This is a genomic window from Cohnella sp. GCM10012308 (assembly GCF_042649185.1).
Taxonomy (GTDB): Bacteria; Bacillota; Bacilli; order Paenibacillales; family Paenibacillaceae; genus Cohnella.
On record NZ_JBHRYU010000079.1, the window covers coordinates 1 to 1245 of the forward strand.

Annotated in this window: 1 protein-coding gene; it reads left to right on the top strand. The window is 53.7% G+C overall.

Annotated features, from left to right (window positions below):
• Nucleotides 1-1245 (top strand): IS1182 family transposase (locus ACFOTD_RS34470; RefSeq protein ID WP_378124531.1); only part of this gene is annotated, 1245 nt, incomplete at both ends.

The window sequence follows — 1245 nt, forward strand, 5'->3', positions numbered from 1 at the left end:
TGTGCTGGAACTTCTGGTGGAAGAAAAATACGTACAACTGGAACATTACTTTGTCGACGGCACGAAGATCGAAGCGAACGCCAATCGCTATTCGTTCGTCTGGAAAAAGGCTGTTGTGAAGCAGCACGCCAAGCTGCAAGAGAAGGTAAGGACGTTGTTTGGAGCCATCGAAGCGGCGGAAGCGCAAGAAGACGCCGAGCATGGCGGAGCGGATTTACTGGAGCTTGGCGAAGCGTCGGAACTCACTGCAGACCGGCTGGAGCAGGCCGTTCAGCGGCTAGAGGAAAAACTGCAAGAGAAGCCCAAAGACAAGCCGCTCAAGAAAGCGGTTGGTTTGCTGCGGAAAGACTTGTTGCCGCGCCTTCAAAAATACGAGCATCAGCAGGCGCTTTTTGGCGACCGGAACAGCTTCAGCAAGACCGATCCGGATGCGACGTTCATGCGGATGAAAGAAGATCATATGCGCAACGGCCAACTGAAGCCGGGCTACAACATACAGATCGGAACCGAGAACCAGTTCGTGCTGGGCTACAGCGTCCATCAGCGGCCGACAGACACAAGATGTCTGAAGCCGCATCTGGAGAGAGTCAAAGAGAACCTGGGAAAGCTGCCGGGTACCGTCATTGCAGACGCGGGCTACGGCGGGGAGGAGAACTACGCTTTTCTGGAGGAAGAGCAAGTACACGCGCTTGTGAAATACGGCACCTATCACAAAGAAAAAAGCAGAGCTTGGAGAAAGGATATCAGCAAGATCGACAACTGGAGCTACAACGAAGAAGAAGACTGTTGGATGTGCGCAGCCGGGCAGAAGCTTACGTTCCATTACGAAAGCAAAACGACGACGGAGAGCGGCTACGAGATACGTACGCGCCATTATCGAAGCGCAAGCTGCGAAGGCTGTCCGCTTAAAGCCGCATGCACCAAGGCCAAAGGAAATCGAGAGATATCTGTAAGCCTGACGTATTGGCGGCAAAAGAATGAAATGCGGGAGCGATTGCGGAGCGAGGAAGGATACGAGCTATCCGTCCGCCGCATGATTGAGCCGGAGAGCGTATTCGGCCAGGTGAAAAACAACCGGGGATTCCGGCGCTTTCTGCTTCGAGGCTTGGACAAGGTAAGCCTCGAAGTCGGATGGCTTTGCCTTGCCCATAATCTGCTCAAAAAAGTCGCCATCGACCAAAAACGCAAACGGGACGAAGCAGGAAACTCCCCTGCTTCGTCCCGTTTGGCTATTTCGGCTTCATT